We start from the raw sequence: 25,554 nt of genomic DNA, 5'->3' as shown, positions 1-25,554 counted from the left end.
CTCGCGCGTCCCCGCCGGCCGTCGCCGAGGTGTCAGATGCGCGGCGGCACGTCCGGCGGCAACGCCGAGTGGTTCTCGCCGTAGTAGCCGCCCAGCCGGTCCCGGTAACCCGGGTCGGCGTGGCTGGACTCGTCGTACTCCGGGGCGGCCTTGATCTGGTCCTTCTCCCGGTCGACGTGCACGGTGCGGGCGTCGTGGTCGACGTGGTTCACGGTGCCGGCCGGGAGCATCACCTTCTTGCCGAAGATCCACGGCCCGGTGTCCACGACCAGGTAGCTGTCGTCCACCTCGTGGCTCGCCCGGTCGATCTTGCCGATGGCGCCGTCGGTGGCCTCGACCTTGTAGCCGGTCAGGTCGGCGCTCGCCACGCCCGCCTCGTCGCGGTAGCGCCACGGGTCGAAGGCGCCCGCCGGAGCGCCCCCGGCGACCGTGCCCCGGCCGTCGTCGAGGATCGGCTCGGTGCCGCCGTGCGTGGCGCGCGGGTCCAGTCCGTCCATGTGCCGCCTCCCGTCCCCAGGGCCGCGGCCGTCGCGGCGCCGTCGTCAGTCGGAAGGGTTACCCACCCTGTCCGGGCACCAACCCGCCGGCGGCCGGCCCGCCGACGCCGAGGGGCCGGCGCCACGGTGGTGACGCCGGCCCCTCGGGTCGTCGGCCCGCGCGGTGCCGGTCGGGCGCGCACGGGCCGGTGGGTCAGGCCAGTGCGGCCTCCGCGTCCAGGGTCACCGCGGCGGCGTGTACGACGGCGGCGATCCGCAGTCCCTCGTGCACCTGCTCACGGCTGAACCCGGCGGCGCGCAGCGTCTTCTCGTGCGACTCCAGGCAGACGCCGCAGCCGGTGATCGCCGAGACGGCGAGGCACCACAGCTCGAAGTCGGTCTTCTCCACGCCGGGGCGGGCGATGATCTGCATCCGCAGCCGGGCCGGCAGCGACGCGTACTGCTCGTCGCCGATCAGGTGCTTGGCCCGGTAGTAGACGTTGTTCATCGCCATGACCGCCGCCGCGCCCTTGGCCGCCTCGACCGCCTCGGGCGTGAGGTGACCGGCCGCCTCGGCGGCGATCTCCCGCAGCACCACCGGGTTGCGGGCCGCCACCGCGCAGGCCAGGGCGGTGCCCCACGCCTGCTCCGGCTTCAGCGTCGAGGTGGTGATGGTGGAGCCGAGGTTGAGCCGGATGTCCTTGGCGTACTCGGGCAGACCCGCCTTGATCACGTCCAGGCCCATGGTCAGGCCCCGGCGCCGGCGAGGAGCGCGTTGGCGTCGAGCGTCGCCCCGCCCTTGTTCCAGTTGCACGGGCACAGCTCGTCGGTCTGGAGCGCGTCGAGCACCCGCAGCACCTCGGAGACGTTGCGGCCGACCGAACCGGCGGTCACCATGGCGAACTGGATCTCGTTGTTCGGGTCCACGATGAAGGTGGCCCGCTGCGCGACACCGTCCTCGCCGAGCACGCCGCAGGCGGAGGTCAGCTCACGCTTGATGTCGCTGAGCATCGGGAAGGGCAGCTCGCGCAGGTCCGGGTGGTCCTTGCGCCAGGCGTAGTGGACGAACTCGTTGTCGACGGAGACGCCGAGCACCTGGGCGTCCCGGTCGGCGAACTCGCCGTTGAGGCGACCGAACTCGGCGATCTCGGTCGGGCAGATGAAGGTGAAGTCCTTCGGCCAGAAGAACACGACGCGCCACTGGCCCTCGTGGGACTTGTGGTTGATCGTCTCGAACGCCTTGTCGGCGTCGAGCGACACGCAGGCGGTGAGTTCGTACTCGGGGAAGTGGTCACCGACAGTGAGCACGGGTCCTCCTTGAGCGTGACCCGGCAGCACCGCCGGGTCAGTAACTGGATCTTTTCAAGATTCTTCCGTAGCCCCGTTTGCGCTCGTGGCGGGCGTGCCCGCGTGTGAAGACGATCACCGGGCCGATCCCCGTCCCGGAATATGGGTTTCGCCTCCCAAAACCGGGGGCGGGGTGGCAGAGTACGGGTCGTGACCAGCTTCGTCCTGATCATTAGCAGCTAGCGCGCCGGCCCTTCCCTCGCCGAGCGCGCAGACCTCCCGCATCCGCGGGGGGTCTTTTTGTTTGCTCCCCCAGGGCACGAGAAGAGGACTCCGATGACGTTCCAGGTGTACGACACGACGCTGCGCGACGGCGCGCAGCGCGAAGGGCTCACGTACTCGGTGGTCGACAAGCTGGCGGTGGCCCGCCTGCTGGACGACCTCGGAGTCGGCTTCATCGAGGGCGGCTGGCCGGGCGCGGTGCCCAAGGACACCGAGTTCTTCCGCCGCGCCCGCACCGAGCTGGAGCTGCGGCACGCGATCCTGGTCGCCTTCGGCGCCACCCGCAAGGCCGGCCTCGCCGTCGAGGACGACCCGCAGGTGCGCGGCCTGCTCGACGCGCAGACCCCGGCCGTGGCCCTGGTCGCCAAGGCGGACCTGCGGCACGTGGAGCGGGCGCTGCGCACCACCGCCGAGGAGAACCTCGCCATGGTCCGGGACACCGTCTCGTACCTGGTGGCGCAGGGGCGGCGCGTCTTCGTCGACGGGGAGCACTGCTACGACGGGTTCCGGTTCGACCCGGGCTACACCGCCGCCGTCGCGGAGACCGCGCTGGCCGCGGGCGCCGAGCGCTTCGTGCTCTGCGACACCAACGGCGGCATGCTGCCCTCCCAGGTCACCGCCGTGATCGAGGGACTGGTGGCGCGGACCGGGATCGCGCCGGAACGGCTCGGCATGCACGCCCAGAACGACACCGCCTGCGCGGTGGCGAACACGATCGCCGCGGTCGAGGCGGGCGTCCGGCACGTGCAGGGCACCGCCAACGGGTACGGCGAGCGCCCCGGCAACGCCGACATCTTCGCGATCGTCGCCAACCTCCAGCTCAAGCTGGGCATGCCCGTCCTACCGGAGGGCTGCCTGGAACAGATGGTGCGGGTCTCGCACGCCATCGCCGAGATCGCCAACATCGCCCCCGACACCCACCAGGCCTACGTCGGGGCCGCCGCCTTCGCTCACAAGGCGGGGCTGCACGCGAGCGCGATCAAGGTCGACCCGTTGCTCTACAACCACGTGGAACCCACTGTGGTGGGCAACGACATGCGGATCCTGGTGACCGAGATGGCCGGCCGGGCCAGCATCGAGCTCAAGAGCCGCGAGCTCGGTCTGGACCTGGCCGGCCATCCGGACGCCCTGTCCCGGGTCACCGGGCGGGTCAAGGAGCTGGAGGCCGACGGCTGGTCGTTCGAGGCCGCCGACGCCTCGTTCGAGCTGCTGGTCCGCTCCGAGCTGCCGGACGCCGCGCCGGCCCGGCCGTTCGCGCTGGAGTCGTACCGGGTGATCGTCGAGCACCGCGAGGACGGCGCCGTGGTCTCCGAGGCGACGGTGAAGATCCGGGTACGCGGCGAGCGGGTGATCGCCACCGCCGAGGGCAACGGCCCGGTCAACGCGCTGGACGAGGCGCTGCGGGTGGGTCTGGCCCGGCACTACCCGGAGCTGCGCGAGTTCGAGCTGGCCGACTACAAGGTCCGCATCCTGGAGGGCAGCCACGGCACCGGCGCGGTGACGCGCGTGCTCGTGGAGACCGCCGGCGCCGGCCGCGACTGGACCACTGTGGGCGTACACCCGAACGTGGTCGAGGCGAGCTGGCACGCCCTGGTCGACGCGCTCACCTACGGCCTGGACCGGGCCCGGGTGCCGGGCGCGACGGCGGCCTGACTCACCCGGCCGGTAGGCGCAGCTCGACCAGCAGCGCGCGGTGGTCGCTCCCAGGCACCGGACGGGTGCCGGCGGCGCGGACCGCGATGCGCCGGTCCACCAGCACGTGGTCGATGGCGACCGGCGGGATCGGGTCGCCGTCGTACGGGCCCCAGGTGCCGCCGAACCCGGCTCCGGCCGCGTCCGCCGCGTCGGTGTAGCCGGTGGCGATCAGGTCCCGCAGCGCCGCGTGGTCGAGCGTGGCGTTGAAGTCGCCGGCCAGCACGCTCAGCCCGCCGTCCGGGGTGGCGGGCGGCTGGGCGCGCTGGTCGGTCCACCAGTCCGGCACCACGTCCGGGGCGTACGGCGCGGCCGGGTGCGCCGACTCCACCCGCAGCGGCGGCGCCCCGGGCACCGTCACCGTCGCGTACGCCTGGGTGAAGAAGAAGCCCTGGTTGCGCCGGTGGCCGGTGTCGCGCAGCGGGTGCCGGGCGTACACGCCGGAGCCGGTCGAGCCGACCTCGGGGGTCAGCGACCGGTACGGCAGCAGCGCGGCCAGGCCGAGCCGGTCCAGCTCGGCGGCCAGCGGCGGGGTGAGTTCCTGCACCGTGAGCACGTCCACCCGGCGCGTCCGGACCAGGTCCACCAGCGCCGCCGGATCGGCCGAGCCGAGACGCAGGTTGGCGGTGAGCAGCCGCAGCGCCGGCCCGTCGGCGGCGGGCCGGTCGCCGGGGACCGCGCGGGGCGCCACCGCGCCGACCAGCGCCAGCGCGGCGAGGGCCGCGACCACCGCCGGGGCGCGGCGCCGCAGGGCGAGCGCCGCCACCGCCACGACCGGGGCCACGGCGGCGGCGTACGGCGTGAACGCGATCGCCAGCACCATCGGACCGCGTTCCAGTCCGGTCAGGCGCACCAGCGCCCACGCGGCGACCGGCGCGACCGCGAGCCAGCACGCGACGGTGGCCGGGCGGCCGCCCCGGGTACCGGCCCGGGGCAGGCGCGGCAGGGTGATCATGACGGTGAGGCTACCCCGATCCGGGCCGGCGCGACGCCCTCCGAAACAATTTCGTGAATTGTTTATCGCAATTTTGGGGCATCTTTGCGGATCGGTCGGACACGCAATAACACTATTGACCGCCCGCATTTTACGGTGCTAGGTTCCACCTGGTTGAGACGTCGCGACTCTCTGTAGTAAGGCCAGCTCACGAGCGGTGCGCTCCCGAGCGGATACCCGATGATCCGCAATTTTGACGCGCGCAGTCGCCGTATCACCACGGTCTACCAAGGGAGAACTCATGGCCACATTCTTCAAGCGAAAGGCGACGGTGGTGGCGCTCGCCGCGCTGTCCCTCAGCCTGGCCGGTGGCGGGATCGCCGCGGCCGCCCAGCCGGAGGCGAAGCCGCAGCCCGGCGCCCGGCACTCCACGGCGCAGCCGCCGGTGACCGCCGTCGAGCGGCAGGCCGCCCGGACCGCGATGCGGGCCACCCTGGCCCCACCGGCCGCCGGCCAGGTCGCCTGGGCCGTCGTGGCGGCCAACGGGACGCTGTTGCAGCACTCCGGCAACGTGGTGTCCTCGTTCCGGTTCACCCCGGGCACCGGCGTCACCGCCGGGCAGTACCAGGTGCTGCTGGACTACAACGTCTCGGCCAAGGCGTACGTGGCGACCATCGGCACGAACGACCCGGCGAACGTGCCGCCCGCCGGTGAGGTGTCGGTCGCGCCCCGCACGCTGACCCCGAACGCGGTCTTCGTGCAGACCCGCAACTCCACCGGCGGCGCCGCCGACCGGCCGTTCCACCTGGTCATCGCCAACTGACCCGTCCGGCCCCGCACCGGCCCCCGCTCCGGCGGGGGCCGGTGTCGTGTTCCGTGCCGGTCCGGTCGGTGCCGCGCCGCTTCGCGCCGTTCCCGCCCGGCTGGGGAGATGCTGCCGGTCCGGCCCGCAGACCACCGTCCACGGGCCGATAATCCGACGTTTGTCGCCGGTCCGGCACGGGAAGCAAGCACCGTGACGGACATCTCGGACACCCCGGCCAGCGTGCTCAGCCCGGTCGACGCCGACGCGAGCGGCGTCGAGCTGGAACAGACCCTCGTCGAGGTCAAACGCGTGATCGTCGGGCAGGATCGGCTCGTCGACCGCCTGCTCACCGCCCTGATCGCGGACGGGCACTGCCTGCTGGAGGGCGTACCGGGGGTGGCCAAGACGCTGGCGGCGCAGACGCTCGCCACAGTGGTCGGTGGCACGTTCTCCCGGATCCAGTTCACCCCCGACCTGGTCCCCTCCGACATCGTCGGCACCCGCATCTACCGCGCCTCCACCGAACAGTTCGACGTGGAGCTGGGGCCGATCATGGCGAACCTGGTGCTCGCCGACGAGATCAACCGGGCCCCGGCCAAGGTGCAGTCGGCGCTGCTCGAGGCGATGGCCGAGCGGCAGGTCTCCATCGCCGGCCGGAGCTGGCCGGTGCCGGACCCGTTCCTGGTCCTGGCCACCCAGAACCCGATCGAGTCCGAGGGCGTCTACCAGCTCCCCGAGGCGCAACGCGACCGCTTCCTGATGAAGGTCGTGGTCGACTACCCGAGCGACGCCGACGAGCTGGCCATCCTCTACCGGATGAGCACCGAGCGGCCCACCGCGCGTACCGTGCTCGACCCGAACCGGCTGCGCGATCTCCAGCGCCGCGCCACCGACGTCTTCGTCCACCACGCGCTCGCCGAGTACGTGGTCCGCCTCATCCTCGCCACCCGCGACCCGGAGCGCTTCGGCCTGCCCGACGTCGCGCCCCTGCTGGCGTACGGGGCCAGCCCCCGGGCCACGCTCGGCCTGGTGGCCGCCGCCCGCGCCCAGGCGCTCATCCACGGCCGGGACTACGTGCTCCCCGAGGACATCCGGGAACTGGCGGTGGACGTGCTGGCGCACCGGCTCGTGCTCTCCTTCGACGCGATCGCCGACGGGATCTCCGGCGAGGACGTGGTGCGCCGCGTGATCGAGGCGGTGCCGCCGCCCCGGCTGGTCAACGGGCCCACGGAGACGGTGAACGACCTGGCGGCGGCATGACCGGCGCAGCCGAACCCGGGCTCGCCGATCTCGCCCCGGACCAGCGGCTGCGCCGGCTGGAGCTGACGGTGACCCGGCGGCTCGACGGCCTGCTGCACGGCCGGTACCGCGGCCTGCTCCCCGGACCCGGTAGCGAGGCGGCCGGCAGCCGGGAGTACCGCCCCGGCGAGGACGAGGTACGCCGGATGGACTGGGCGGTCACCGCCCGGACCACCGTTCCGCACGTCCGCGAGGTCGACGCGGACCGGGAACTGACCACCTGGCTGCTCGTCGACGCCAGCCCCAGCATGGAGTACGGCACGTCCACGCTGGACAAACGGGAGCTGGCGGTGGCGGCTGTGGCGGCGGTCGGCTTCCTCACCGCCGGAGTCGGCAACCGGCTCGGCGCCCAGGTGCTCACGCCGGACGGGCTGCGCCGGTTCCCGGCCCGCAGCGGGCGTACCCATCTGCTCGGGCTGCTCCGCGCGCTGCTCGGCGCCCCGCGTACCGGCGACCTGCCGGACTCCGGCGGCGCGGGCGCGGCCGGCGCGGGCCCTCGGGACGCGGTGCCGGGCCTGGTCGACGGGCTGGACGGCCTCCAGCGCGTCGCCACCCGGCGCGGGCTCGTGGTGATCGTCTCCGACTTCCTCGACGAACTGCCCGACGACCCGGACACCGCGCCGCCGCCCTGGGCCGCGGCGCTGCGCCGCCTCGCGGTACGGCACCAGGTGCTCGCGGTCGAGGTGACCGACCCGCGCGAGCTGGAACTGCCCGACGTCGGCCTGATCACGCTCGTCGACCCGGAGAGCGGCCGGCACCGCGAGGTGTGGACCGGCGACCCGGGCCTGCGCGAGCGGTACGCGCGCGCCGCCGCCGAGCAGCGCGACCAGGTACGCCGCACGCTGCGCCGGGCCGGCGCCACCCACCTGGCGCTGCGCACCGACCGGGACTGGTGCGCGGACGTCGTCCGGTACGTGCACGAGCAGCGCCGGCTGGCCATGGTGCCGGCCGCCGCCCGCGGAGGTGTCGCATGACCTGGCAGTCACCCGCCCGCCTCTGGCTGCTGCTCGCCGTCGTCGCCCTGGTCGCCGGCTATCTGGTGCTGCAACGGCGGCAGAGCAGGTACGCGGTGCGCTTCACCAACCTGCGCCTGCTCGACCGGGTCGCCCCGCGCCGCCCGGCCTGGCGGCGGCACGTCCCGGCGGGCCTGTTCCTCGCCATGCTCGCGCTGCTGGTGGTCGGGTTCGCCCGGCCCGAGGCGGAGGTGCGGGTGCCCCGGGAACGGGCCACGGTGATGGTCGCGGTGGACGTCTCCACCTCGATGCTCGCCGGTGACGTGGACCCGGACCGGTTGACCGCGGCCAAGGAGGCGGGCCGGCGGTTCGTCGACGGGCTGCCGGACGAGTTCAACGTCGGCCTCGTCGCGTTCGCCGGCAGCGCGGCGGTGCTGGTGCCGCCGAGCACCGACCGGGAGGCGCTGCACGACGGCATCGGGCGGCTGGCCGAGGGCATCACCGGCGTGCAGGGCACCGCCATCGGCGAGGCGATCAGCACCTCGCTCGGCGCGGTCAAGAGCCTGGACGCCACCGCCGCCAAGGACCCGCCGCCGGCCCGGATCATCATCCTCTCCGACGGCGCGAACACCTCCGGCATGGACCCGATGGAGGCCGCCGACCAGGCGGTCGCCGCGAAGGTGCCGGTGCACACCATCTCCTTCGGCACGCCCGGCGGCTCGGTCGACAGGGGCGGCCGGGCGATCCAGGTGCCGGTGGACGGCCAGACGCTGCGGGCGGTCGCCGAGCAGACCGGCGGCGGCTTCCACGAGGCGTCCACCACCGCCGAGCTGAAGGACGTCTACGAGGACATCGGCACCTCGGTCGGCTACCGCACCGAGCGGCAGGACATCTCGGCCCGCTTCATCGGCCTCGGGCTGGTCCTGGCGATGGGCGCCGCGGCCGGCTCGCTGCGGTGGTTCTCCCGGCTGCCCTGACCCGCACACCACTACCGCACGACATGTGAGGAGCCAGGCATGGCAGTGCAGACCGGACTCGGCGAGCCACGCGGACCGTGGTTCGTCTCGCCGGAGCTGGACCCGGACGGGCGCGGTCACCGGGACGTACCCGGGGGCGGGCCGGAGGTCGGGCGGCGTAGCCTGCGGCACCGGCTGCTGAGCGTGGCGGCGGTGGTGGCGCTCTCCACCGTCTCCGGCGCGGCGGCCGGCACCTGGGCGGCCGACCGGGGCGCGCCGGGACCGGCAGCGGCGTCCGCCGCGCCGGTGCCGGCGGAGCTGATCACCGCCGCCGGCAAGACGGTGCCCGGGGTGGTGTCGGTGATGGTCGGGGGCCGCTCCGGCGCGTCCGCGTCCGGCTCCGGGTTCGCCATCGACAACGAGCAGCACATCGTCACCAACGACCACATCCTGGCCCGGGGCGGTGCCGGCGCGGTCACGGTGGAGACCTCGGACGGGCGGCGTTTCCCGGCCGAGGTGGTGGGCCGGGAACCGGCCAGCGACCTGGCCGTGCTGAAGGTGCCCGCGTCGGCCGGGTTGCCGCCGTTGCCGCTGGCCAAGGCGAACTCGACCAGGGTGGGGGAGCCGGTGCTCGCGGTCGGGTCGCCGCTCGGGCTCGCCGGGACGGTCACCGCGGGCATCGTCAGCGCGCTCAACCGGCAGGTACGCATCGGCAACGGCCGGCACACGGCGGTGCAGACCGACGCCTCCATCAACCCGGGCAACTCCGGTGGGCCACTGGTGAACGCGCGCGGTGAGGTCGTCGGCGTGAACACCGCGATCGCCACCATCGACGGCAACGGGTCGATCGGCATCGGCTTCGCCATCCCGATCGACCAGGTCCAGCAGACCGCCGACACCATCATCGGCCGGGGCGGCTGAGCCGCCGGCGCGGCCACCCGCGCGGGGTTGCTCCGGCGCCCCGCGCGGCGCTGACCTGCACAAGCGCCGCAAGATCGGTGCGAAGTGTCGGATATCCGGCGTGGGATCATTGGGGCATAGAAATATTACGCTGAGTATGGATACTGGCGGAGGTGGAGCAAGCTGTCATTGCGGCCCTCCTCGTGGTGGGCCTGATCATCGGCGCCGGTGTCGGCGCCTCCTACGCGCGTGCGAAACGCGGCTGGACGGACTACCAGACGATCCGGACCAGCGTCCCCGGCGCCCGGCGCAACGCCTGGCTCGCGATCCGGGGCGTGGTCGTCAAGCTCGCGGTGATCGCCCTGCTGCTCGTCGGCGCGGCCGCGTACGCGGCGTCCGGCGGCGGCGAGGAACGGGCCGGTCCCACGCCGAGCGCCACCCCCACCCCGAGTCACCGCGCCGGGCGCTAGCCTCGGGGAGTGGACGACGGACTGCGGGTCACCGATCGGCTCGTGGTGCCCGCCGCCGAGCTGCGCGAGCGGTTCTCCCGCTCCTCCGGCCCGGGTGGGCAGGGAGTGAACACCACCGACTCCCGGGTCGAGCTGAGCTTCGACCTGGGCGGTTCGCCGAGCGTGCCGGAGGCGCTGCGGGAACGCGCGCTGGCCCGGCTCGCCGGCCGCCTGGTCGGCGGCGTGCTCACCGTCACCGCCAGCGAGCACCGCGCCCAGCTGGCCAACCGGGAGGCGGCCCGCGAGCGGATGGCCGCGCTGCTGCGCGAGGCCGTCGCCCCGCCGCCGAAGGCACGCCGTCCGACCCGCCCCTCCCGTGGCGCGAAGGAGCGCCGTCTGGCCGAGAAGAAGCGCCAGTCCCAGCGCAAACGCGACCGCCGGGTGGACGGCGACTGACCGAAAATCCGTTGAGCCGCCACGCGCGCCGCGCGGAGAATTCCGCCACGTGATCGACCTCTCCGTCAAGCCCACGCTCACCGGCGAGCTCGTCGTGCTGCGCCCGTTCCACGACGACGACTTGCCGGCGCTCGCCGAGATCCTGGCCGACCCGGAGGTGGCCCGGCTGACCGGCAGCCCGGCCGGCGAGACGTTCGAGCCGTCCCGCCTGCGCGCCTGGTACGGCACCCGCAACAGCCAGGACGACCGGCTCGACCTCGCGGTGGTGGACCGGGCCGGCGGTGTCTGCGTCGGTGAGGTGGTCCTCAACGAGTGGGACCGGACCAACGCGAGCTGCAACTTCCGCACCCTCATCGGCCCCGGCGGCCGCGACCGCGGCCTCGGCACCGAGGCGGTCCGGCTCATCGTCGGGTACGGCTTCGAGCAGCTCGGCCTGCACCGCATCGGCCTGGAGGTGTTCGCGTTCAACCCGCGTGCCCGGCGCGCCTACGAGAAGGTGGGCTTCGTCGCCGAGGGGACGCTGCGGCAGGTGCTGCGCGACGGCGACGACTGGGTGGACGCCACAGTCATGTCGATCCTCGCCCCGGAGTGGAACCGGCATCGGGGGCACCCGGAGGCTTGAGCCGGAGGCGTCGAAGCGCTTCAATGCGTACGGGAGCTTCAGGGCCGTCACCGACCACCACGTCACAGTGACAGGAGTCCCTTCCGCATGTCCCGAAACCCGCTGCGCGCCGCGCTGACCGCGCTCGCCGCGCTGCTACCGGTCCTCGCCCTCGGCCTCACCCTCACCGCCACCACGCCCCCGGCCGCCGCGGCGGCCACCCCGGTCCGCGTCATGCCGCTCGGCGACTCCATCACCGGCTCGCCCGGCTGCTGGCGGGCACTGCTCTGGAACCGCCTTCAATCCACCGGCCACACCGACGTCGACTTCGTCGGCACGCTCGGGCCGCAGGGCTGCGGTGTGCCGTACGACGGCGACAACGAGGGGCACGGCGGCTACCTCGCGACGAACGTGGCGAACCAGAACCTGCTGCCCGGCTGGCTCGCCGCCACCCGGCCGGACGTCGTGCTCATGCACTTCGGCACCAACGACGTGTGGAGCAACATCGCGCCCGCCACCATCCTGGCCGCGTACTCGAAGCTGGTGGACCAGATGCGGGCCGCCAACCCGGCCACCACAGTGCTGGTCGCGAAGATCATCCCGATGAACCCGGCGAGCTGCCCCGAGTGCGGCTCGCGGACGGTGGCGCTCAACGCGCTCGTCGACGGCTGGGCGGCCGGGAAGAGCACAGCCGCGTCGCCGATCGTGGTGGTCGACCAGTGGACCGGGTTCAGCACCGCCACCGACACGTACGACGGTGTGCACCCGAACGCCGCCGGGGACCAGAAGATGTCCGACCGGTGGTACCCGGCGCTGGTCGCCGCGCTCGACCGCACCACGCCCGGCCCGACCACGTCCCCGACCGGCGGCCCCACCTCGTCGCCCACCGTCAGCCCCTCACCGACGACCAGCCCGTCGCCCACCGGCGGCCCGACGGCGGCGCCCGGCGGCTGCACCGCCACCTGGCGCCTCGCCGGTCAGTGGCCGGGCGGCTTCCAGGGCGAGGTGACCGTCCGCAACGACGGCGCCGCGCCGATCGGCGGCTGGACCGTACGCTTCCCGCTCGCCGCCGGACAGCGGATCAGCCAGGCGTGGAGCGCGGACGTGACACAGAGCGGAACCACGGTGACCGCCCGGAACGCGAGCTGGAACGGCGCGCTGGCCCAGGCCGCCCAGACCACGTTCGGGTTCCTGGCCGACGGTGCGGTCCCGAGCCCGCCGCCGGCAGTGACCTGCGCCGCGAACTGATCCCCGCGCCGGCCGGCCCCGCGCTCAGCGGCGGTCGGCCGGTGTGGCCCGGTCCAGCGCGGCCAGCAGCCGGGTCCGCAACCCGGCGGCCCGCTCGGCGAACCCGCGCTGGGCCGCGGCGTACTCGGCCCGGCCCTCCGGCGTCTCCACCCGCACCGGCGGGTAGCCCAGGTCGGCCAGGTCGTACGGGCTGGCCCGCATGTCCAGCGCCCGGATCTCCCGGGCCAGCGCGAAACAGTCCGCCACCAGTTCCGACGGCACCAGTGGCGACAGCTTGTACGCCCACTTGTACAGATCCATGTTGGCGTGCAAGCAGCCCGGCTGCTCCAGCGCGTGCTGACCCTCCCGGGTCGGCTGGAGCACGTTGAGCGGCCGGGCCGGCGCGGTGAAGAAGCGGAACGCGTCGAAGTGGCTGCACCGCACGCCGCGCTCCTCGACCACAGCCGCCGTCGCCGCCGGGCTCAACCGCAACGGCCAGGCGTTGTGCCGTACCTGCTCCTGCGTCTGCCGGTAGACCATCGCCCACTCGTGCATGCCGAAACAGCCGAACTGCGCCGGGCGCCCGGCGGTCGCCGCGAGCAGCGTACGGATCCAGACGATCGACTCGGCGCGCCGCGCGCGTACCCGATCCGTGTCGAGAGTGAGCCCGGCGGAGGCCGCTGTGTAGTCCGGGCCGAAACCGGCCGGGTCGGCGTCGCGCAGCACCACGCCGGCACCCGGGTGCCAGCGGCGCAACTGCGCCGGGCGGTGCGAGTAGTAGGTGAACAGGAAGTCCTCGACCGGGTGCTTCACCCCGGTGCGGCGGCGGGCCAGGTGCGGCGTCAGCCAGGCGTCCACCCGAGCCTCGTGGGCGTGCCGGCGCGCCTGCCAGTCGGCCAGGTCGAGCGCGGGGGCGAGGGCGGCGGTCACACACCCCAGGGTACGACCGCCGCCCGTGCCCGGATCACGCCACGTCCACCCGCACGCCTGCGGAGAAGACGCCGCTGCGCAACTCCAGCCGCTTCGGCGGCTCGTCGCCGCGCATGATGAACACCAGCGGCAGCAGCACCCGCCGCCCGGCGGCCACCGGCTGGGAGAAGACGTCCCGGCCCAGGTTCGCCACCCGGGTCGCGTCCTCGTCCGCCGCCACCCAGTTGCCGCTCGGCAGGTACGCCCGCTGCAACTGCCCGTGCCAGGTCTGGTCCTCGTTGGTGAGGTTGCGCACCCCGACCGTGGCCAGGCACGGCCGGCCCCCGCCGGGCGCCGGTGGCAGGACGTCGGCGCCGCAGCTCACCCGGTAGACGGTGAACTCGAACGCGGTCTCGCGCAGCGGCTGGCCCAGCGCGCCGGTGACGCTGCTGCCCACCCACGCGCCGCTCGTCGGCTGCTTGGTGGTGTCCATCGCGGCCACCCGCTGCGTGGCCGACCAGGCTGCCGCGCCGACCACACCGGCGAGCACCGCCGCCGCCACGCCGACCACGAGCCAGACCGGCGGCCGGCGACGACGGCTCGCGGGCGACGGCACTGCCGTACGCGGATAGACGGTGCCCCGCTCGGCCGGCCCGCTGTGGCCCGGCATGCCGTTGCCCGGTCCGCCCTGGCCGGGTCCGGCTCCGCCCGGCATGTCCAGGCCGGGCACGCCGCCTTCGGGGGCGCCGGTGTGCATGGTGCCGCCTCCGGGCGTACCGGTGGGCGTCGCGGCGCTCCGCGCGGCCGTGCGTCGGCGGCGGCGCCACACCGCCCACCACACCACACCGGCGGTGACCACCAGCAGCGCGGTGAACGCGGCGAGCAGCACCGGCGGGCGCCGCCAGGCCGGGGCGGCGGTGACCTGCGCCGCCGGGGCCGTCGCGGCACCCACCCAGGTCGCCGTGGCGCAGTCGAACGGGCGGGTGCCGTCCGTGCCGTACACGCAGGTGGGAGCGGTCACCGAGCGGCCCGGACCGGGGACCGACAGCGCGGTGTGCAGCGTGGTGGTGCTCTTCGCCGGCAGCCGCAGCCGCCAGGTCACCTCACCGGCGCTCATCCCGGCGGGCCGGCTGGCCCGGCCGCCGCCGGTCACCGTGGTGGCCCGCGACCCGTTCGGCAACTCCTGCCGGACCATCGTGTCGACGGGTGCCGAGCCGGCGTTGCGGACCTCGATCCGGTAGCCCGGCGCCGGGGTGCCCGACGCACCCACCGCCACGCTCACCGGGGGCATCGACGGCCGGACCGGGGCCGGGCCGGTGGTCGGCACCGCCGGGGGCACCGCCGGCACGCCGGTCGGGATCGGGGTGGCCGCGGCACCGGGGAAGACCGCCGGTGCCGGGGCCGGATGGGCGGGGGCGGCGGCCGCGCCTGGCGTCGCCGGGGACAGCGCCGGTACGGCGGCGATGACGCCGAGGCAGTTCACGAACACTGCCAGGGCCCTGTGGTGTCGTCTCGATGCAGGCATACCAACGAACCTCCGGACCCGAAGCTATGGTCCGGGGCCCGCCGGGCGGGTACGAAGCCGCCATTCCCGCCCCGTCCGGCGCGATCGCGCGTACCCTGTGCGGCTCCCGCCGGTCCGGTGCCGCCGGCGGCCCGCGAGGGTGTGGTGCGCGACCGCCGGGGCGTGCCGCCTGCCGGTGTCCGCCGGGCGGCCCGCGGGCGGGGATAGATTGGCCGGGTGCGTATCGCTCGTTTCGCTCATGCCAAGGGAATGTCGTTCGGGGTCGTCGAGGGCGAGCCGGAGGCCGGGCCGCAGGGCCTGACCATCGCCGAGATCGAAGGCCACCCGTTCGGGCAGATCCAGTTCTCCGGCGCCCGCTGGGCGCTCTCCGACGTGCGGCTGCTGTCGCCGATCCTGCCCAGCAAGGTGGTGTGTGTCGGCCGTAACTACGCCGAGCACGCCGCCGAGCACGGCAGCGAGGTGCCGAAGGAGCCGCTGCTCTTCCTCAAGCCGTCCACCTCGGTGATCGGCCCGCGCGACGCCATCCGGCTGCCGATCTTCTCCAAGCAGGTCGAGCACGAGGCGGAACTCGCCGTGGTGATCGGCGCCCCGGGCGCCCGCCGGGCCGACCGGGCCGCCGCCGAGCGGGCCATCTTCGGCTACACCTGCGCCAACGACGTCACCGCGCGGGACCTCCAGCGCTCCGACGGGCAGTGGACCCGCGCCAAGGGCTTCGACTCGTTCTGCCCGATCGGGCCGTGGATCACCACCGGGCTCGACGTCAGCGACCTGGAGATCCGGTGTGAGGTGGGTCGCAACCCGGAGGAGATGGAGGTACGCCAGCTCGGCCGGACGAAGGACATGGTGTTCGACGTTGCCGGCCTGGTGTCGTACATCTCGCACGTGATGACGCTGCTGCCCGGCGACGTGGTCCTCACCGGCACGCCGGCGGGGGTTAGCCCGCTCACCGAGGGGGATACGGTCACCGTGCGGATCCAGGGGATCGGGGAGCTGAGCAACCCGGTGGTCCCTGTCGCCTGATCGCTCCGATGCCTCGTTTCCGCTGGTCAGGTGGGTTTCGAGGGGTTGGATTTGGCCTGTCGGCACCGGGAGGGTAAAGTTCATTCCCGGCGCCGCAAGGGGCCAATGGGGTATGGGGTAATTGGCAGCCCGACTGATTCTGGTTCAGTTAGTCTAGGTTCGAGTCCTGGTACCCCAGCGCAGCCGCGGGTTCGCGAGAACCCTCGGACGCTGGAATCCGGCAGCTCACGCTGGCGGAGTGCAATGAAGGTTCTGGCCCCGTCGTCTAGCGGCCCAGGACGCCGCCCTCTCAAGGCGGTAGCGCCGGTTCGAATCCGGTCGGGGCTACAGCACCGACAGCCCGTCCCGTTCTCCGGGGCGGGCTTTCTGCTGTCCTGCCCACGCGCGCAGGGGGTGGACCCCCCCTCCGTGGTGCCGGGCGGGATGCCGCTAGACTACTGCCACACCGCCCGGCAGGGTGGTGAAGCACGAAAAAGTGCCTGGCCCCGTCGTCTAGCGGCCCAGGACGCCGCCCTCTCAAGGCGGTAGCGCCGGTTCGAATCCGGTCGGGGCTACATCCACGAACGGCCCGTCTCGCTCCGCGAGGCGGGCCGTTCCGCATCCCCGCCCCGCCCTCCCGCGCCCTCCCCGCCCTCGCCCGTTGATCATGAAGTTAGCGGCAGTCTGAGAGATCAAAAATGCCGCCAACTTCATGATCAACGGGGGCGGGTGGTGGGTGGGTGGGGTGGGTGGGTGGGGGGTCGGGGGGTTAGAGGCCGGAGAGGCGCTGGCCGGCTCGGACCACGGCCATGGCGTGGCGTTCGCCGGGGCGGCGGCCGAGGCGCTCGATCGGGCCGGAGATGCTGATCGCGGCGATCACCCGCCCGGTCCGGTCGCGGATCGGCGCCGAGACGCTCGCCACACCCGCCTCCCGCTCGGCGACGCTCTGCGCCCAGCCACGCCGCCGCACCTCGGCCAGCGTGCGGCCGGTGAACTTGGAGCGGGGGAGCAGCGGCATGACCGCCTCCGGCGGCTCCCAGGCGAGCAGGATCTGCGCCGCCGAACCGGCGGTCATCGGCAGCACCGAGCCGACCGGGACGGTGTCCCGCAGGCCGCTGGCACGCTCGGCGGCGGCCACGCAGATCCGCTCGTCGGCGCGGCGCAGGTAGAGCTGGGCGCTTTCGCCGGTGGCGTCCCGTAGCGCGGCGAGCAGCGGCTCGGCGGCGGTCAGGAGCACGTCCGGGGCCGCGTTGGCCAGCTCGCCCAGGCGTGGACCCGGGCGCCAGCGCCCCTGGGTGTCCCGGACGAGCATCCGGTGGATCTCCAGCGCCTGTGCCAGCCGGTGCGCGGTGGCCCGGGGCAGCTTGGTGCGTTCAACGAGTTCGGCCAGGCTGGCGCCGTCGACACAGGCGGCCAGGATGACCACCGCCTTGTCGAGAACGCCGACACCGCTCATACTGTGTCCCACAAGCCGAAATTTACCTCCCAGAATTTAGGATGTCCAGATGGTGGGAGTCACTCAACCGAGGACCCTGGCCGAGAAGGTCTGGGACGCACACGTGGTCCGCTCCGCCGCCGGCGAGCCGGACCTGCTCTTCATCGACCTGCACCTGCTGCACGAGGTGACCAGCCCGCAGGCGTTCGACGGTCTGCGTCTGGCCGGGCGCGGGGTCCGCCGTACCGACCTGACGATCGCGACCGAGGACCACAACACCCCGACCGGGTACGACGACCCGGCGTTCCGTTCCCGGCGCGGCGACCTGCTCACGATCGCGGACCCCACCTCCCGCACCCAGATCGAGACGCTGCGTCGCAACTGCGCCGAGTTCGGCGTCCGCCTGCACCCGCTGGGCGACGAGAACCAGGGCATCGTGCACGTCATCGGCCCGCAGCTCGGCCTCACCCAGCCCGGCATGACGATCGTGTGCGGCGACTCGCACACCGCCACCCACGGCGCGTTCGGGGCGCTGGCGTTCGGCATCGGCACCAGTGAGGTCGAACACGTCCTGGCCACGCAGACGCTGCCGCAGGCCCGCCCGAAGACCATGGCCGTGAACGTCGTCGGCGAGCTGGCGCCCGGCGTCACCGCCAAGGATCTGGTGCTCGCGCTGATCGCGCAGGTCGGCACCGGCGGTGGACGCGGTCACATCGTCGAGTACCGGGGCGAGGCGATCCGCGACCTCTCGATGGAGGGGCGGATGACGATCGCCAACATGTCCATCGAGTGGGGCGCCAAGGCCGGCATGATCGCGCCGGACGAGACCACGTTCGCGTACCTGAAGGGGCGGCCCAACGCGCCCCAGGGCGACGACTGGGACGCGGCGCTGGAGTACTGGCGGACGCTGCCCACCGACGAGGGCGCGACCTTCGACACCGAGGTGACGCTGGACGCGAGCCGGATCACGCCGTTCGTCACCTGGGGCACCAACCCCGGGCAGGGCGTGCCGCTGGGCGCCACGGTGCCGGACCCGGAGGAGTTCGTCACCGAGCCGGAGCGGGTCGCCGCCCGCCGGGCGCTGGAGTACATGGACCTCACCCCGGGCACCCCGCTGCGCGACCTCGCGGTGGACGTGGTGTTCGTCGGCTCGTGCACCAACGGCCGCCTGGAGGACCTGCGGGCCGCCGCCGAGGTGCTGCGCGGGCGGCGGGTCGCCGACGGCGTACGCATGCTCGTGGTCCCCGGCTCCGCCGCGGTCCGCGAGGCGGCCGAGATCGAGGGGCTGGACAAGGTCTTCACCGACGCCGGCGCCGAGTGGCGTTTCGCCGGCTGCTCCATGTGCCTGGGCATGAACCCGGACACGCTGAAGCCGGGCGAGCGTTCCGCCTCGACCTCCAACCGCAACTTCGAGGGCCGCCAGGGCCGGGGCGGGCGTACCCACCTGGTGTCACCGCCGGTCGCCGCCGCCACCGCCGTGGTCGGCCGGCTGGCCGCCCCCGCCGACCTGTAAGAAGGGCAGCCGACAGATGGACAAGTTCACCACCCACACCGGCACGGCCGTGCCGCTGCGCCGATCCAACGTGGACACCGACCAGATCATCCCCGCCGTGTACCTCAAGCGGGTGACCCGGACCGGATTCGCCGATGGTCTGTTCAACGCGTGGCGGGAGGACCCGTCATTCGTCCTCAACGATCCCGTCCATTCGGGTGCGTCGATTCTGATCGCCGGCCCCGAGTTCGGCACCGGATCCTCCCGGGAGCACGCCGTGTGGGCGCTGCGGGACTGGGGCTTCCGGGCCGTCATCTCGCCTCGCTTCGGTGACATCTTCCGCGGCAACGCGCTCAAGGAAGGTCTCCTTCCGGTCGAGCTGGAATTGAAAGCCGTGGAAGAACTGTGGGATCTCGTGGAATCCGAGCCGACCACGCCGATCACTGTCGACCTCGCCGCCCGCCAGGTCCACGCCGGTGACGCCACCTGGGCGTTCCCGCTGGACGACCACAGCCGTTGGCGGCTGATGGAGGGCTTGGACGACATTGGACTCACCCTCCGGCACGAGGCCGAGATCAGCGCGTACGAGGCCGACCGGCCGGCGTTCCTGCCCTCGATCGCCTGACTTCCAGCGCTATTCGCCCCCACCGGTGCATCCGGTGGGGGCGAATCCGTTGCGACACAAGGGCTTTTTTCCACCGAATGTTTGTGTCCAGGCAGCACAGGGCATACCGTGCGCGCAGAATGGCTCGCGTCGAGTCAGTTGCACAATCGGGAGGAAGTCGTGAACAAGGCCGAGCTCATCGAGGCGCTCGCCGTTCGCCTGGGGGACCGGAAGACGGCGACGGCCGCGCTCGACGCGGTTCTCGCTGAGGTCCAGGCGGCGGTCACCAAGGGCGAGAAGGTGGCGATCACCGGTTTCGGAGCGTTCGAGAAGCGCGTCCGGGGAGCCCGAACAGCGCGCAATCCGCGTACCGGCGAGGCGGTGAAGGTCAAGAAGACCTCCGTCCCGACGTTCCGGGCGGGCGCGGGCTTCAAGGAGATGGTGGCCAGCGGCAAGGTGCCGAAGGACACCGCCGCCGCGAAGAAGACCACCGGCGCCGCGAAGAAGACCACCGCGGCGAAGACCACCGCCGCCGCGAAGAAGACCACGGCGGCGAAGGCCACCAAGACCACCGCGACGAAGAAGGCCGCGCCGGCGAAGAAGGCCGCCGCGACCAAGACCACGGCGGCGAAGAAGACGACCGCGGCGAAGTCCACCGCGGCGAAGAAGACCACCACCGCCAAGAAGACGACCGCGGCGAAGTCCGCCACGGCCAAGAAGACCACGGCGGCGAAGAAGGCGCCCGCGAAGAAGGCGCCCGCCAAGAAGGCCGCCACCCGGCGCTGACCGGACGGCCCACGAAAGGGCGCCCACCGTTCGCGGTGGGCGCCCTTTCGCATGGGTACGCGTTGACCGCCCGCCGCCGCGCCCCGCAGAATCGCCGTGCCGAAAACCCCCGTCGGTCACGAGAAGAGGCGCCCGTGCGGCACCGTCACCTCTCCACCCTGGCGCTCGCGCTGGGCATCGCGATTCTGCTGGACGTGCTGCGGGTCTGGCTGCCGTCGATCATCACCCTGTTCGGCCAGGCCGCCGAGACGCCGGCCGAACTGCTCGGCGCGTTCGCGCTCGGCTGGTTCCTGCTCGCCCTCGCCGCGCCCACGCTCGTACGCCGGACGGGTGCCGGCCCGGTCGGACTCGTCGCCGCGGGCGTGCTGGCGGTGGCCCGGCTGGCGCTGACCGCGCAACCCGGCGGCCCGGCCCAGCTCTGGCTGGCCTGCGCCGGGCTGCTCGCGGGCCTGGTCTGGCTCGCCGCGATCGCCGCGTCGGTTCCAAGGCCGGTCGCCGGGCTGGCGCTCGGCCTGGCCGGGAACGCGGTCGGGCACGCCCTGCTCGGCACCGAGGACCTGGTGTGGCGCGGCGGCGTGCTCGGCTGGGGCCTGAGCGCCCCGCTGGTAGCGGCGTTCCTGGCCGCGTCGGTGGCACGGCGGGAGCGGACGGCCGCTCCGGTACGCGCCGACGCGGCGCGGCCGGCGGCGGATGCGGCGGACGGCGACGGCGGGCGGCGCGTGCCCACCCCGGGCCGGCGGGCCTGGTCGCTGTGCGGGCCGGCGCTGTTGCTGGCCGGTCAGGTGGCGCTCGCCCCGGCGATCTGGAGCGCCGCCGCCGGCACCGGGTCGCCGGATTTCCCCGGTCTCGCCCGCCCGGCCGGCGGATCGCTGTGGGGCGTGCTCGCGGTGCTGCTGTTCCTCGCGGCGGCACTGTTCCGGGCACCGGCGCGCGTGGCCCGGGTGCTGTGGCCGCTGGCGCTGCTCGCCGGGTCGGTGCTGTTCGTGACCGGGCGTCTCGTCCCGGCGTACCTGCTCACCGCCGCAGGCCTGGGCGGCTGCCTGGCGCTCACCGACACGCCCGCCGACGACGCGGCCGGGAACGGTGACGACGGGCGGGCGGGGGCGCGGCGCGGACGGGCGGCGGTGCTCGGGATGCTGGTGTTCGCGGTGGCCACGGTGGCCTACTACGCCGCCTACGACGTGGGGTACCCCAACGGGTGGGCTCCGGTCGCCACGGCCGTCCTGGTGGCTCTGGTGGCGGTTACCGCGCCTGCCCGCCCCGCCATGACGTCGCCCGCCCCGATGTCGCGCGGCGCGGCAGCGCCCGGCCCGGTGCTGCCCGCCACGGTCCGGGTCGCGGCCCTGGCGGGGCTCACCGCGCTGGCCGGGCTCGCCGCCGCGCTGCACGTGCCGCCCACATCGGCCCGGGCCACCACCGCACCGGCGGCGGTACGTGTGGCCGCGTACAACATCCGGATGGGGTTCGGCCTGGACGGCCGGCTGGACCTGGACGCGCTGGCCCGCGAGTTGCGCGACGCGGACGTCGTGCTGCTCAGCGAGGTGGATCGGGGCTGGTGGCTCAACGGCGGCCACGACACGCTGGCGTTGCTGGCCGGGCGGTTCGGGATGCCGTACGTCTTCGCGCCCGCCGCCGACCCGGTCTGGGGCGACGCGGTGCTCAGCCGCTTCCCGATGCGCTCCGGGCAGACCCGGCGGCTCACCGCGCACGGCGCGCCGACCGGGGCGCAGGCCCTCGGCGTCACGCTCGAGGTCGGCGGCCGCGAGTTGGCGGTGGTGGCCACGCACCTGCAACCGCCGCCCGGCCGGGATCCGGTCGAGCAGGCGGGCGAGGTGGCCGCGTTCGCCGGCCGGTACGCGAACGGCCGTCCACTGGTGCTCGGCGGCGACCTGAACACCGAACCGGACGACCCGGCGTTCGCCGAGTTCACCCGCGCGGGCCTGGTGGACGCGCTGGCTGCGGCCCGGCCGCTGCGGACCAGCCCGGCCGACGAGCCGCGCACCCAGATCGACCACGTCTTCGTGTCGCCGGGCCTGACCGCCGGCGAGGTACGCGCGCCGCGCACCGAGGCCAGCGACCACCTCCCGGTGACGCTCACCGTCACGCTGCCCTGAGCGGCCGCCGCAAGAACCGCGGCCGGCCTCACAACCGGTCGGGAAGGACCAACCGGTCACCGGCGAACGGCAGCAGCCAGCCGCCGCCCTTGGCGGTGGTGAAGTCCTCGTCCACGCGGCCGGTGAGCCGTTCCAGCGCGCCCGGGATCACCTTGCCCTGGCTGCACACCGCTACCGTCCCGACGGCCTGCGCCAGCGCGGTCAGCCGGGCCGCGGCGGCGAGCGCGCACTCCTCGGCCTGCTGGCCCGGCGCCGGCTCGTCGAAGTCGCCGCAGACCTCGATCGGCAGGTCCAGCCGGGCCGCCGCCGGGTCCAGCGTCTGCACGCAGCGGCGGGCCGAGGCGGAGAACAGGCGGGCCGGGCGGACCAGCGCCACCAGCGGGACCAGCAGGCGTGCCTGCGCCCACCCCTGCTCGTCCAGCGGGCGGCCGTGGTCGGGGCCGGTCCAGGTGCCGCGCTTGCCGGCGTGCGCGTGCCGGACCAGCAGCACCGTCGCGGTGACCTGCGGCAGCGCCGCGAACGCGGCGATCACCTCGGCGTCGTGCGGGTAGCTGACCCGGCGTACCGCGTCGTCGACCGGGAACCAGGCCACGTCGTCGACCTCGGTGCCGGGCTGGAAACCGCCGGTGCCGGCCGCCCGCATGGACCAGTAGTCGACCGCCTTGGCGAGACCTTCGCTGCGGTAGCGGACGGTGGGCAGGCGTACCTGCGGCACGGCGCGTACGTCGCTCTCCTCGGCCACCTCGCGGACGGCTGCCACGAGCGGGTGCTCACCGCGGTCCAGCTTGCCCTTCGGCAGCGACCAGTCGCCGTACCGGGGACGGTGCACCAGGCAGACCTCGACGCCGGCCGGACCCGGGCGCCACACCACGCCGCCCGCGGCCCGGATCCGCACCGGTTCGTCGTCGCTCACCCGCTCACCGTATGCCCGCCCGCCACGCGCCACGGCCCGGTCAGTCCGCCCGGCCGCCGACCCGGCGCAGCAACAGATCCTGGAGGTGGGTCAGCGGCACGTCGCCGTCGGCGGTACGCCGGTGCCAGGTGCCGTCGGCGGCCAGCTCGAACGCGTCCACGTCGGGATCGAACGCGGCGGCGAGGACGTGGTCCAGTTCGGCCCGGGCCACCGGGTCGCTCACCTGCACCAGCGCCTCCACCCGGCGGTCCAGGTTGCGGTGCATCAGGTCGGCCGAGCCCATCCAGAACTCGGCGTCGCCGTTGTTGCCGAACCGGAAGATCCGCGAGTGTTCCAGGAACCGGCCGAGGATCGAGCGGACCCGGATGTTCTCCGACAGGCCCGGCACGCCCGGCCGCAGCGTGCACATGCCGCGGATCAGCAGGTCCACGTGCACGCCCGCCCGCGACGCCCGGTAGAGCGCGTCGGTGATCTCCTCGTCCACCAGGGAGTTCACCTTGAACTGCACGAGCCCCGGCATGCCCAGCCGGACGTGTTCGATCTCCCGGTCGATGCGCTCGATCAGGCCGCTGCGGATGCCCTGCGGCGCCACCAGCAGCCGCCGGTACGCGGTCTGCCGGCTGTAGCCGGTGAGCACGTTGAACAGGTCGGTCAGGTCGGCGCCGATCTCCGGGTCGGCGGTGAGCATGCCGAAGTCCTCGTAGAGCCGGGCGGTCTTCGGGTGGTAGTTGCCGGTGCCGATGTGGCAGTAGCGGCGGATCTGGTTGCCCTCCTGGCGCACCACCAGCGCGGTCTTGCAGTGCGTCTTGAGCCCCACCAGGCCGTACACCACGTGACAGCCGGCCCGTTCCAGCGTGCGCGCCCAGCCGATGTTCGCCACCTCGTCGAAACGCGCCTTCAGCTCGACCAGCACCACCACCTGCTTGCCGGCGGCGGCCGCGTCGACGAGCGCGTCGACGATCGGGGAGTCGCCGCTGGTGCGGTAGAGCGTCTGCTTGATGGCGAGCACGTTCGGGTCGGCCGCCGCCTGCTCGACGAAGCGCTGCACGCTCGTCGCGAACGAGTGGTACGGGTGGTGCACCAGCACGTCGCCGTCGCGCAGCGTGGCGAAGACGCTGCGCGGCACCTCACCCTCGGCCAGGCGCGGATGGGTGGCCGGCACGAACGACGGGTCCTTGAGGTCGGGCCGGTCGGCCTCGCCGTAGACCTGCCAGAGCGCGGACAGGTCGAGCAGCCCGCGTACCCGCAGCACGTCGTGGCCGTCCATGTCCAGCTCGCGGACCAGCAGCTCCAGCATGTGGTCGGAGATGGAGGCGGCGACCTCCAGGCGTACCGGCGGGCCGAACCGGCGCCGGGCCAGCTCCCGTTCCAGCGCCTGGAGCAGGTCCTCGTCGCGGTCCTCGTCCACCTCCACCTCGGCGTTGCGGGTCACCCGGAACAGGTGGCACTCGACCACCTGCATCCCGGAGAACAGCTGGCCGAGGTGCACCGAGATGAGGTCCTCCACCGGCAGGAACCGCACGCCCGGCTGGTCGCGGTGGACCCGGACGAACCGGGGCACGTTGTTCGGCACCTTGACCCGCGCGAACAGCTCCGAGCCGCCGTCCGGGTCGCGTACCGACACGGCCAGGTTCAACGACCGGCCGGAGATGTACGGGAACGGGTGCGCCGGGTCGACCGCCAGCGGGGTGAGCACCGGGAAGATGTGCTCCCGGAACCAGGTGCGCAGCCGCTCCCGCTCGGCGTCGTCCAGGTCGCTCCAGCGCAGTATGCGGATGTCCTCGGCGGCGAGCTTCGGCAGCACGTCGTCGACCAGGCAGGCGGCGTGCCGGGCGACCAGGCCGGCCGCCTTGGCGGTGACGAGGTCGAGCTGGGTGCGCAGCGGCAGCCGGTCACCGCCGCGTACCGGCAGGCCGGCGGAGAGCCGCCGCTTCAGCCCGGCGACCCGGACCATGTAGAACTCGTCCAGGTTGCTGGCGAAGATGGCCAGGAACTTGGCCCGTTCCAGCAGCGGGGTGCGCGGGTCCTCGGCGAGCGCCAGCACCCGGGCGTTGAAGTCGAGCCAGGACAGCTCCCGGTTGAGGAAGCGGTCCTCCGGCAGCGGCGGCACGGCCGGCGACGCGGCGTCCGCTGCGGTCTCGTCGGCCGGGCCGGGGCCCTCCACCGGGTCGAGCGGTTCGTCCAGCCCGGCCGCGCCGGCCGCGTCCGGATCGGCGCCGAGGCGCTCCTCCGGGGGGCGGGGCTGGCGGAACCGCCCGTCCGGGCCGCGGGTGGGGCGGCCGTTGCGGGGCGTGCCGGGGTCGAGGATCGGCGGCGGGCCGTCGGGTTGCTCGCGAGGGGTGCTCACCACCTCATGATTCCCCGATAAGGGTGAACGGAAAATGAACTCGGGCCAGGTTGTTCACGCCATCGTCGGCAAGGTCACCCGGACCACCTCGCCGTCGGCGTCCCGCTCGATCC

At 73.7% G+C, this 25,554-nt stretch carries 24 protein-coding genes and 3 tRNA genes; 18 read left to right on the top strand and 9 right to left on the bottom strand.

The features are described 5' to 3' along the window. Positions 1-32: 32 nt before the first annotated feature. From ACN27C_RS01000 to ACN27C_RS00990, 3 genes are all read right to left on the bottom strand, one after another. The gene (locus ACN27C_RS01000; protein WP_120571231.1) at positions 33-497 is read right to left on the bottom strand and encodes a PRC-barrel domain containing protein; all 465 of its coding nucleotides are present in this window, start codon (positions 495-497) and stop codon (positions 33-35) included. Between the two features lie 193 nt (positions 498-690). Beyond that, complete coding sequence (locus ACN27C_RS00995; RefSeq protein WP_120571230.1) at positions 691-1,221, bottom strand: carboxymuconolactone decarboxylase family protein; 531 nt, start codon at positions 1,219-1,221, stop codon at positions 691-693. Between the two features lie 2 nt (positions 1,222-1,223). Beyond that, entirely contained in the window at positions 1,224-1,784 is a 561-nt protein-coding gene (locus ACN27C_RS00990; RefSeq protein WP_121686053.1) for a peroxiredoxin, read from the bottom strand. A 315-nt stretch (positions 1,785-2,099) separates the two neighbouring features. Between ACN27C_RS00990 and cimA the strand changes: the two genes are divergently transcribed. Further along, the gene (gene cimA, locus ACN27C_RS00985; protein WP_120571228.1) at positions 2,100-3,698 is read left to right on the top strand and encodes a citramalate synthase; all 1,599 of its coding nucleotides are present in this window, start codon (positions 2,100-2,102) and stop codon (positions 3,696-3,698) included. Position 3,699: 1 nt separating this feature from the next. Here cimA and ACN27C_RS00980 read toward each other — a convergent pair whose 3' ends face one another. Further along, positions 3,700-4,692 carry an endonuclease/exonuclease/phosphatase family protein gene (locus tag ACN27C_RS00980; protein WP_422750215.1) on the bottom strand — a complete coding sequence of 331 codons (993 nt, stop codon included), beginning with the start codon at positions 4,690-4,692 and terminating at the stop codon, positions 3,700-3,702. 280 nt (positions 4,693-4,972) lie between these two features. Between ACN27C_RS00980 and ACN27C_RS00975 the strand changes: the two genes are divergently transcribed. The 9 genes from ACN27C_RS00975 (at position 4,973) to ACN27C_RS00935 (ending at position 12,338) form a co-directional block, all read left to right on the top strand. Further along, complete coding sequence (locus tag ACN27C_RS00975; protein WP_120571227.1) at positions 4,973-5,494, top strand: hypothetical protein; 522 nt, start codon at positions 4,973-4,975, stop codon at positions 5,492-5,494. Between the two features lie 192 nt (positions 5,495-5,686). After that, on the top strand, positions 5,687-6,736 hold the full coding sequence (locus ACN27C_RS00970; protein WP_121686054.1) for an AAA family ATPase: 1,050 nt from the start codon (positions 5,687-5,689) through the stop codon (positions 6,734-6,736). Further along, complete coding sequence (locus tag ACN27C_RS00965; protein ID WP_422750214.1) at positions 6,733-7,749, top strand: DUF58 domain-containing protein; 1,017 nt, start codon at positions 6,733-6,735, stop codon at positions 7,747-7,749. Before ACN27C_RS00970 ends, ACN27C_RS00965 begins: the two co-directional genes overlap by 4 nt. Continuing rightward, a complete protein-coding gene (locus tag ACN27C_RS00960; RefSeq protein ID WP_013284520.1) occupies positions 7,746-8,705 on the top strand; it encodes a VWA domain-containing protein in 960 nt (319 codons plus the stop codon). The genes ACN27C_RS00965 and ACN27C_RS00960 overlap by 4 nt, the downstream gene beginning before the upstream one ends. Before the next feature lie 39 nt (positions 8,706-8,744). Further along, positions 8,745-9,605: a S1C family serine protease gene (locus ACN27C_RS00955; RefSeq protein ID WP_422750213.1), complete on the top strand. Its 861-nt coding sequence runs from the start codon at positions 8,745-8,747 to the stop codon at positions 9,603-9,605. Between the two features lie 152 nt (positions 9,606-9,757). Beyond that, positions 9,758-10,054 carry a hypothetical protein gene (locus tag ACN27C_RS00950; RefSeq protein ID WP_013284522.1) on the top strand — a complete coding sequence of 99 codons (297 nt, stop codon included), beginning with the start codon at positions 9,758-9,760 and terminating at the stop codon, positions 10,052-10,054. Between the two features lie 9 nt (positions 10,055-10,063). Next, positions 10,064-10,489, top strand: a complete 426-nt coding sequence (gene arfB, locus ACN27C_RS00945; protein ID WP_120571223.1) for an alternative ribosome rescue aminoacyl-tRNA hydrolase ArfB — start codon at positions 10,064-10,066, stop codon at positions 10,487-10,489. A gap of 49 nt (positions 10,490-10,538) precedes the next feature. Next, positions 10,539-11,111, top strand: a complete 573-nt coding sequence (locus tag ACN27C_RS00940) for a GNAT family N-acetyltransferase (RefSeq protein ID WP_422750212.1) — start codon at positions 10,539-10,541, stop codon at positions 11,109-11,111. 87 nt (positions 11,112-11,198) lie between these two features. Further along, positions 11,199-12,338, top strand: a complete 1,140-nt coding sequence (locus tag ACN27C_RS00935) for a cellulose binding domain-containing protein (protein ID WP_422750211.1) — start codon at positions 11,199-11,201, stop codon at positions 12,336-12,338. Between the two features lie 24 nt (positions 12,339-12,362). Here the strand turns inward: ACN27C_RS00935 and ACN27C_RS00930 are convergent, their stop codons facing one another. Together ACN27C_RS00930 and ACN27C_RS00925 are read right to left on the bottom strand one after the other, a co-directional pair. Beyond that, positions 12,363-13,247, bottom strand: a complete 885-nt coding sequence (locus ACN27C_RS00930) for a 3-methyladenine DNA glycosylase (RefSeq protein ID WP_422750210.1) — start codon at positions 13,245-13,247, stop codon at positions 12,363-12,365. Between the two features lie 34 nt (positions 13,248-13,281). Next, on the bottom strand, positions 13,282-14,751 hold the full coding sequence (locus ACN27C_RS00925; protein ID WP_422750209.1) for a hypothetical protein: 1,470 nt from the start codon (positions 14,749-14,751) through the stop codon (positions 13,282-13,284). A gap of 216 nt (positions 14,752-14,967) precedes the next feature. On the opposite strand from ACN27C_RS00925, the gene ACN27C_RS00920 reads away from it, so the two are divergent. The 4 genes from ACN27C_RS00920 to ACN27C_RS00905 all read left to right on the top strand — a co-directional run bounded on the left by ACN27C_RS00920 (position 14,968) and on the right by ACN27C_RS00905 (position 16,325). Further along, positions 14,968-15,771: a fumarylacetoacetate hydrolase family protein gene (locus tag ACN27C_RS00920; RefSeq protein WP_120571218.1), complete on the top strand. Its 804-nt coding sequence runs from the start codon at positions 14,968-14,970 to the stop codon at positions 15,769-15,771. Positions 15,772-15,877: 106 nt separating this feature from the next. Beyond that, positions 15,878-15,949, top strand: a tRNA-Gln gene (locus ACN27C_RS00915). A 76-nt stretch (positions 15,950-16,025) separates the two neighbouring features. Next, positions 16,026-16,098: transfer RNA gene (locus ACN27C_RS00910), tRNA-Glu, on the top strand. Between the two features lie 154 nt (positions 16,099-16,252). After that, a tRNA-Glu gene (locus tag ACN27C_RS00905) sits at positions 16,253-16,325 on the top strand. Between the two features lie 194 nt (positions 16,326-16,519). On the opposite strand, the gene ACN27C_RS00900 is transcribed toward ACN27C_RS00905, so the two are convergent. Next, complete coding sequence (locus ACN27C_RS00900; protein WP_013284529.1) at positions 16,520-17,206, bottom strand: IclR family transcriptional regulator; 687 nt, start codon at positions 17,204-17,206, stop codon at positions 16,520-16,522. Between the two features lie 49 nt (positions 17,207-17,255). Here ACN27C_RS00900 and leuC point away from each other — a divergent pair, with 49 nt between their 5' ends. The 4 genes from leuC to ACN27C_RS00880 all read left to right on the top strand — a co-directional run bounded on the left by leuC (position 17,256) and on the right by ACN27C_RS00880 (position 22,181). Beyond that, a complete protein-coding gene (gene leuC, locus ACN27C_RS00895) occupies positions 17,256-18,698 on the top strand; it encodes a 3-isopropylmalate dehydratase large subunit (protein WP_120571217.1) in 1,443 nt (480 codons plus the stop codon). Between the two features lie 16 nt (positions 18,699-18,714). After that, positions 18,715-19,302: a 3-isopropylmalate dehydratase small subunit gene (leuD, locus tag ACN27C_RS00890; protein WP_120571216.1), complete on the top strand. Its 588-nt coding sequence runs from the start codon at positions 18,715-18,717 to the stop codon at positions 19,300-19,302. A gap of 159 nt (positions 19,303-19,461) precedes the next feature. Then, positions 19,462-20,067: an HU family DNA-binding protein gene (locus ACN27C_RS00885; protein ID WP_030270029.1), complete on the top strand. Its 606-nt coding sequence runs from the start codon at positions 19,462-19,464 to the stop codon at positions 20,065-20,067. A 134-nt stretch (positions 20,068-20,201) separates the two neighbouring features. Next, the gene (locus ACN27C_RS00880) at positions 20,202-22,181 is read left to right on the top strand and encodes an endonuclease/exonuclease/phosphatase family protein (RefSeq protein ID WP_422750208.1); all 1,980 of its coding nucleotides are present in this window, start codon (positions 20,202-20,204) and stop codon (positions 22,179-22,181) included. A gap of 28 nt (positions 22,182-22,209) precedes the next feature. Here the strand turns inward: ACN27C_RS00880 and ACN27C_RS00875 are convergent, their stop codons facing one another. Together ACN27C_RS00875 and ACN27C_RS00870 are read right to left on the bottom strand one after the other, a co-directional pair. Then, on the bottom strand, positions 22,210-23,127 hold the full coding sequence (locus ACN27C_RS00875) for an NUDIX hydrolase (protein ID WP_422750207.1): 918 nt from the start codon (positions 23,125-23,127) through the stop codon (positions 22,210-22,212). A gap of 7 nt (positions 23,128-23,134) precedes the next feature. Further along, positions 23,135-25,441 carry an RNA degradosome polyphosphate kinase gene (locus tag ACN27C_RS00870; protein ID WP_421499947.1) on the bottom strand — a complete coding sequence of 769 codons (2,307 nt, stop codon included), beginning with the start codon at positions 25,439-25,441 and terminating at the stop codon, positions 23,135-23,137. Positions 25,442-25,554: the final 113 nt, after the last annotated feature.

Source organism: Micromonospora sp. WMMD1219, assembly GCF_049315215.1.
In the GTDB taxonomy this organism is placed as follows: Bacteria; Actinomycetota; Actinomycetes; order Mycobacteriales; family Micromonosporaceae; genus Micromonospora; species Micromonospora tulbaghiae.
The sequence above is the reverse complement of the archived record's forward strand: the minus strand, read 5'-3'. Positions and strand labels throughout refer to the sequence as shown.

Excerpts from the sequence above, each read along its gene's own strand:
- ACN27C_RS00955 (WP_422750213.1), top strand. The coding sequence starts at position 8,745 with ATGGCAGTGCAGACCGGACTCGGCGAGCCACGCGGACCGTGGTTCGTC.
- ACN27C_RS00975 (WP_120571227.1), top strand. The coding sequence starts at position 4,973 with ATGGCCACATTCTTCAAGCGAAAGGCGACGGTGGTGGCGCTCGCCGCG.
- ACN27C_RS00980 (WP_422750215.1), bottom strand. The coding sequence starts at position 4,692 with ATGATCACCCTGCCGCGCCTGCCCCGGGCCGGTACCCGGGGCGGCCGC.
- ACN27C_RS00995 (WP_120571230.1), bottom strand. The coding sequence starts at position 1,221 with ATGGGCCTGGACGTGATCAAGGCGGGTCTGCCCGAGTACGCCAAGGAC.
- leuC (WP_120571217.1), top strand. The coding sequence starts at position 17,256 with ATGGTGGGAGTCACTCAACCGAGGACCCTGGCCGAGAAGGTCTGGGAC.
- ACN27C_RS00965 (WP_422750214.1), top strand. The coding sequence starts at position 6,733 with ATGACCGGCGCAGCCGAACCCGGGCTCGCCGATCTCGCCCCGGACCAG.
- ACN27C_RS01000 (WP_120571231.1), bottom strand. The coding sequence starts at position 497 with ATGGACGGACTGGACCCGCGCGCCACGCACGGCGGCACCGAGCCGATC.
- ACN27C_RS00900 (WP_013284529.1), bottom strand. The coding sequence starts at position 17,206 with ATGAGCGGTGTCGGCGTTCTCGACAAGGCGGTGGTCATCCTGGCCGCC.
- ACN27C_RS00960 (WP_013284520.1), top strand. The coding sequence starts at position 7,746 with ATGACCTGGCAGTCACCCGCCCGCCTCTGGCTGCTGCTCGCCGTCGTC.
- cimA (WP_120571228.1), top strand. The coding sequence starts at position 2,100 with ATGACGTTCCAGGTGTACGACACGACGCTGCGCGACGGCGCGCAGCGC.
- leuD (WP_120571216.1), top strand. The coding sequence starts at position 18,715 with ATGGACAAGTTCACCACCCACACCGGCACGGCCGTGCCGCTGCGCCGA.
- ACN27C_RS00925 (WP_422750209.1), bottom strand. The coding sequence starts at position 14,751 with ATGCCTGCATCGAGACGACACCACAGGGCCCTGGCAGTGTTCGTGAAC.
- ACN27C_RS00935 (WP_422750211.1), top strand. The coding sequence starts at position 11,199 with ATGTCCCGAAACCCGCTGCGCGCCGCGCTGACCGCGCTCGCCGCGCTG.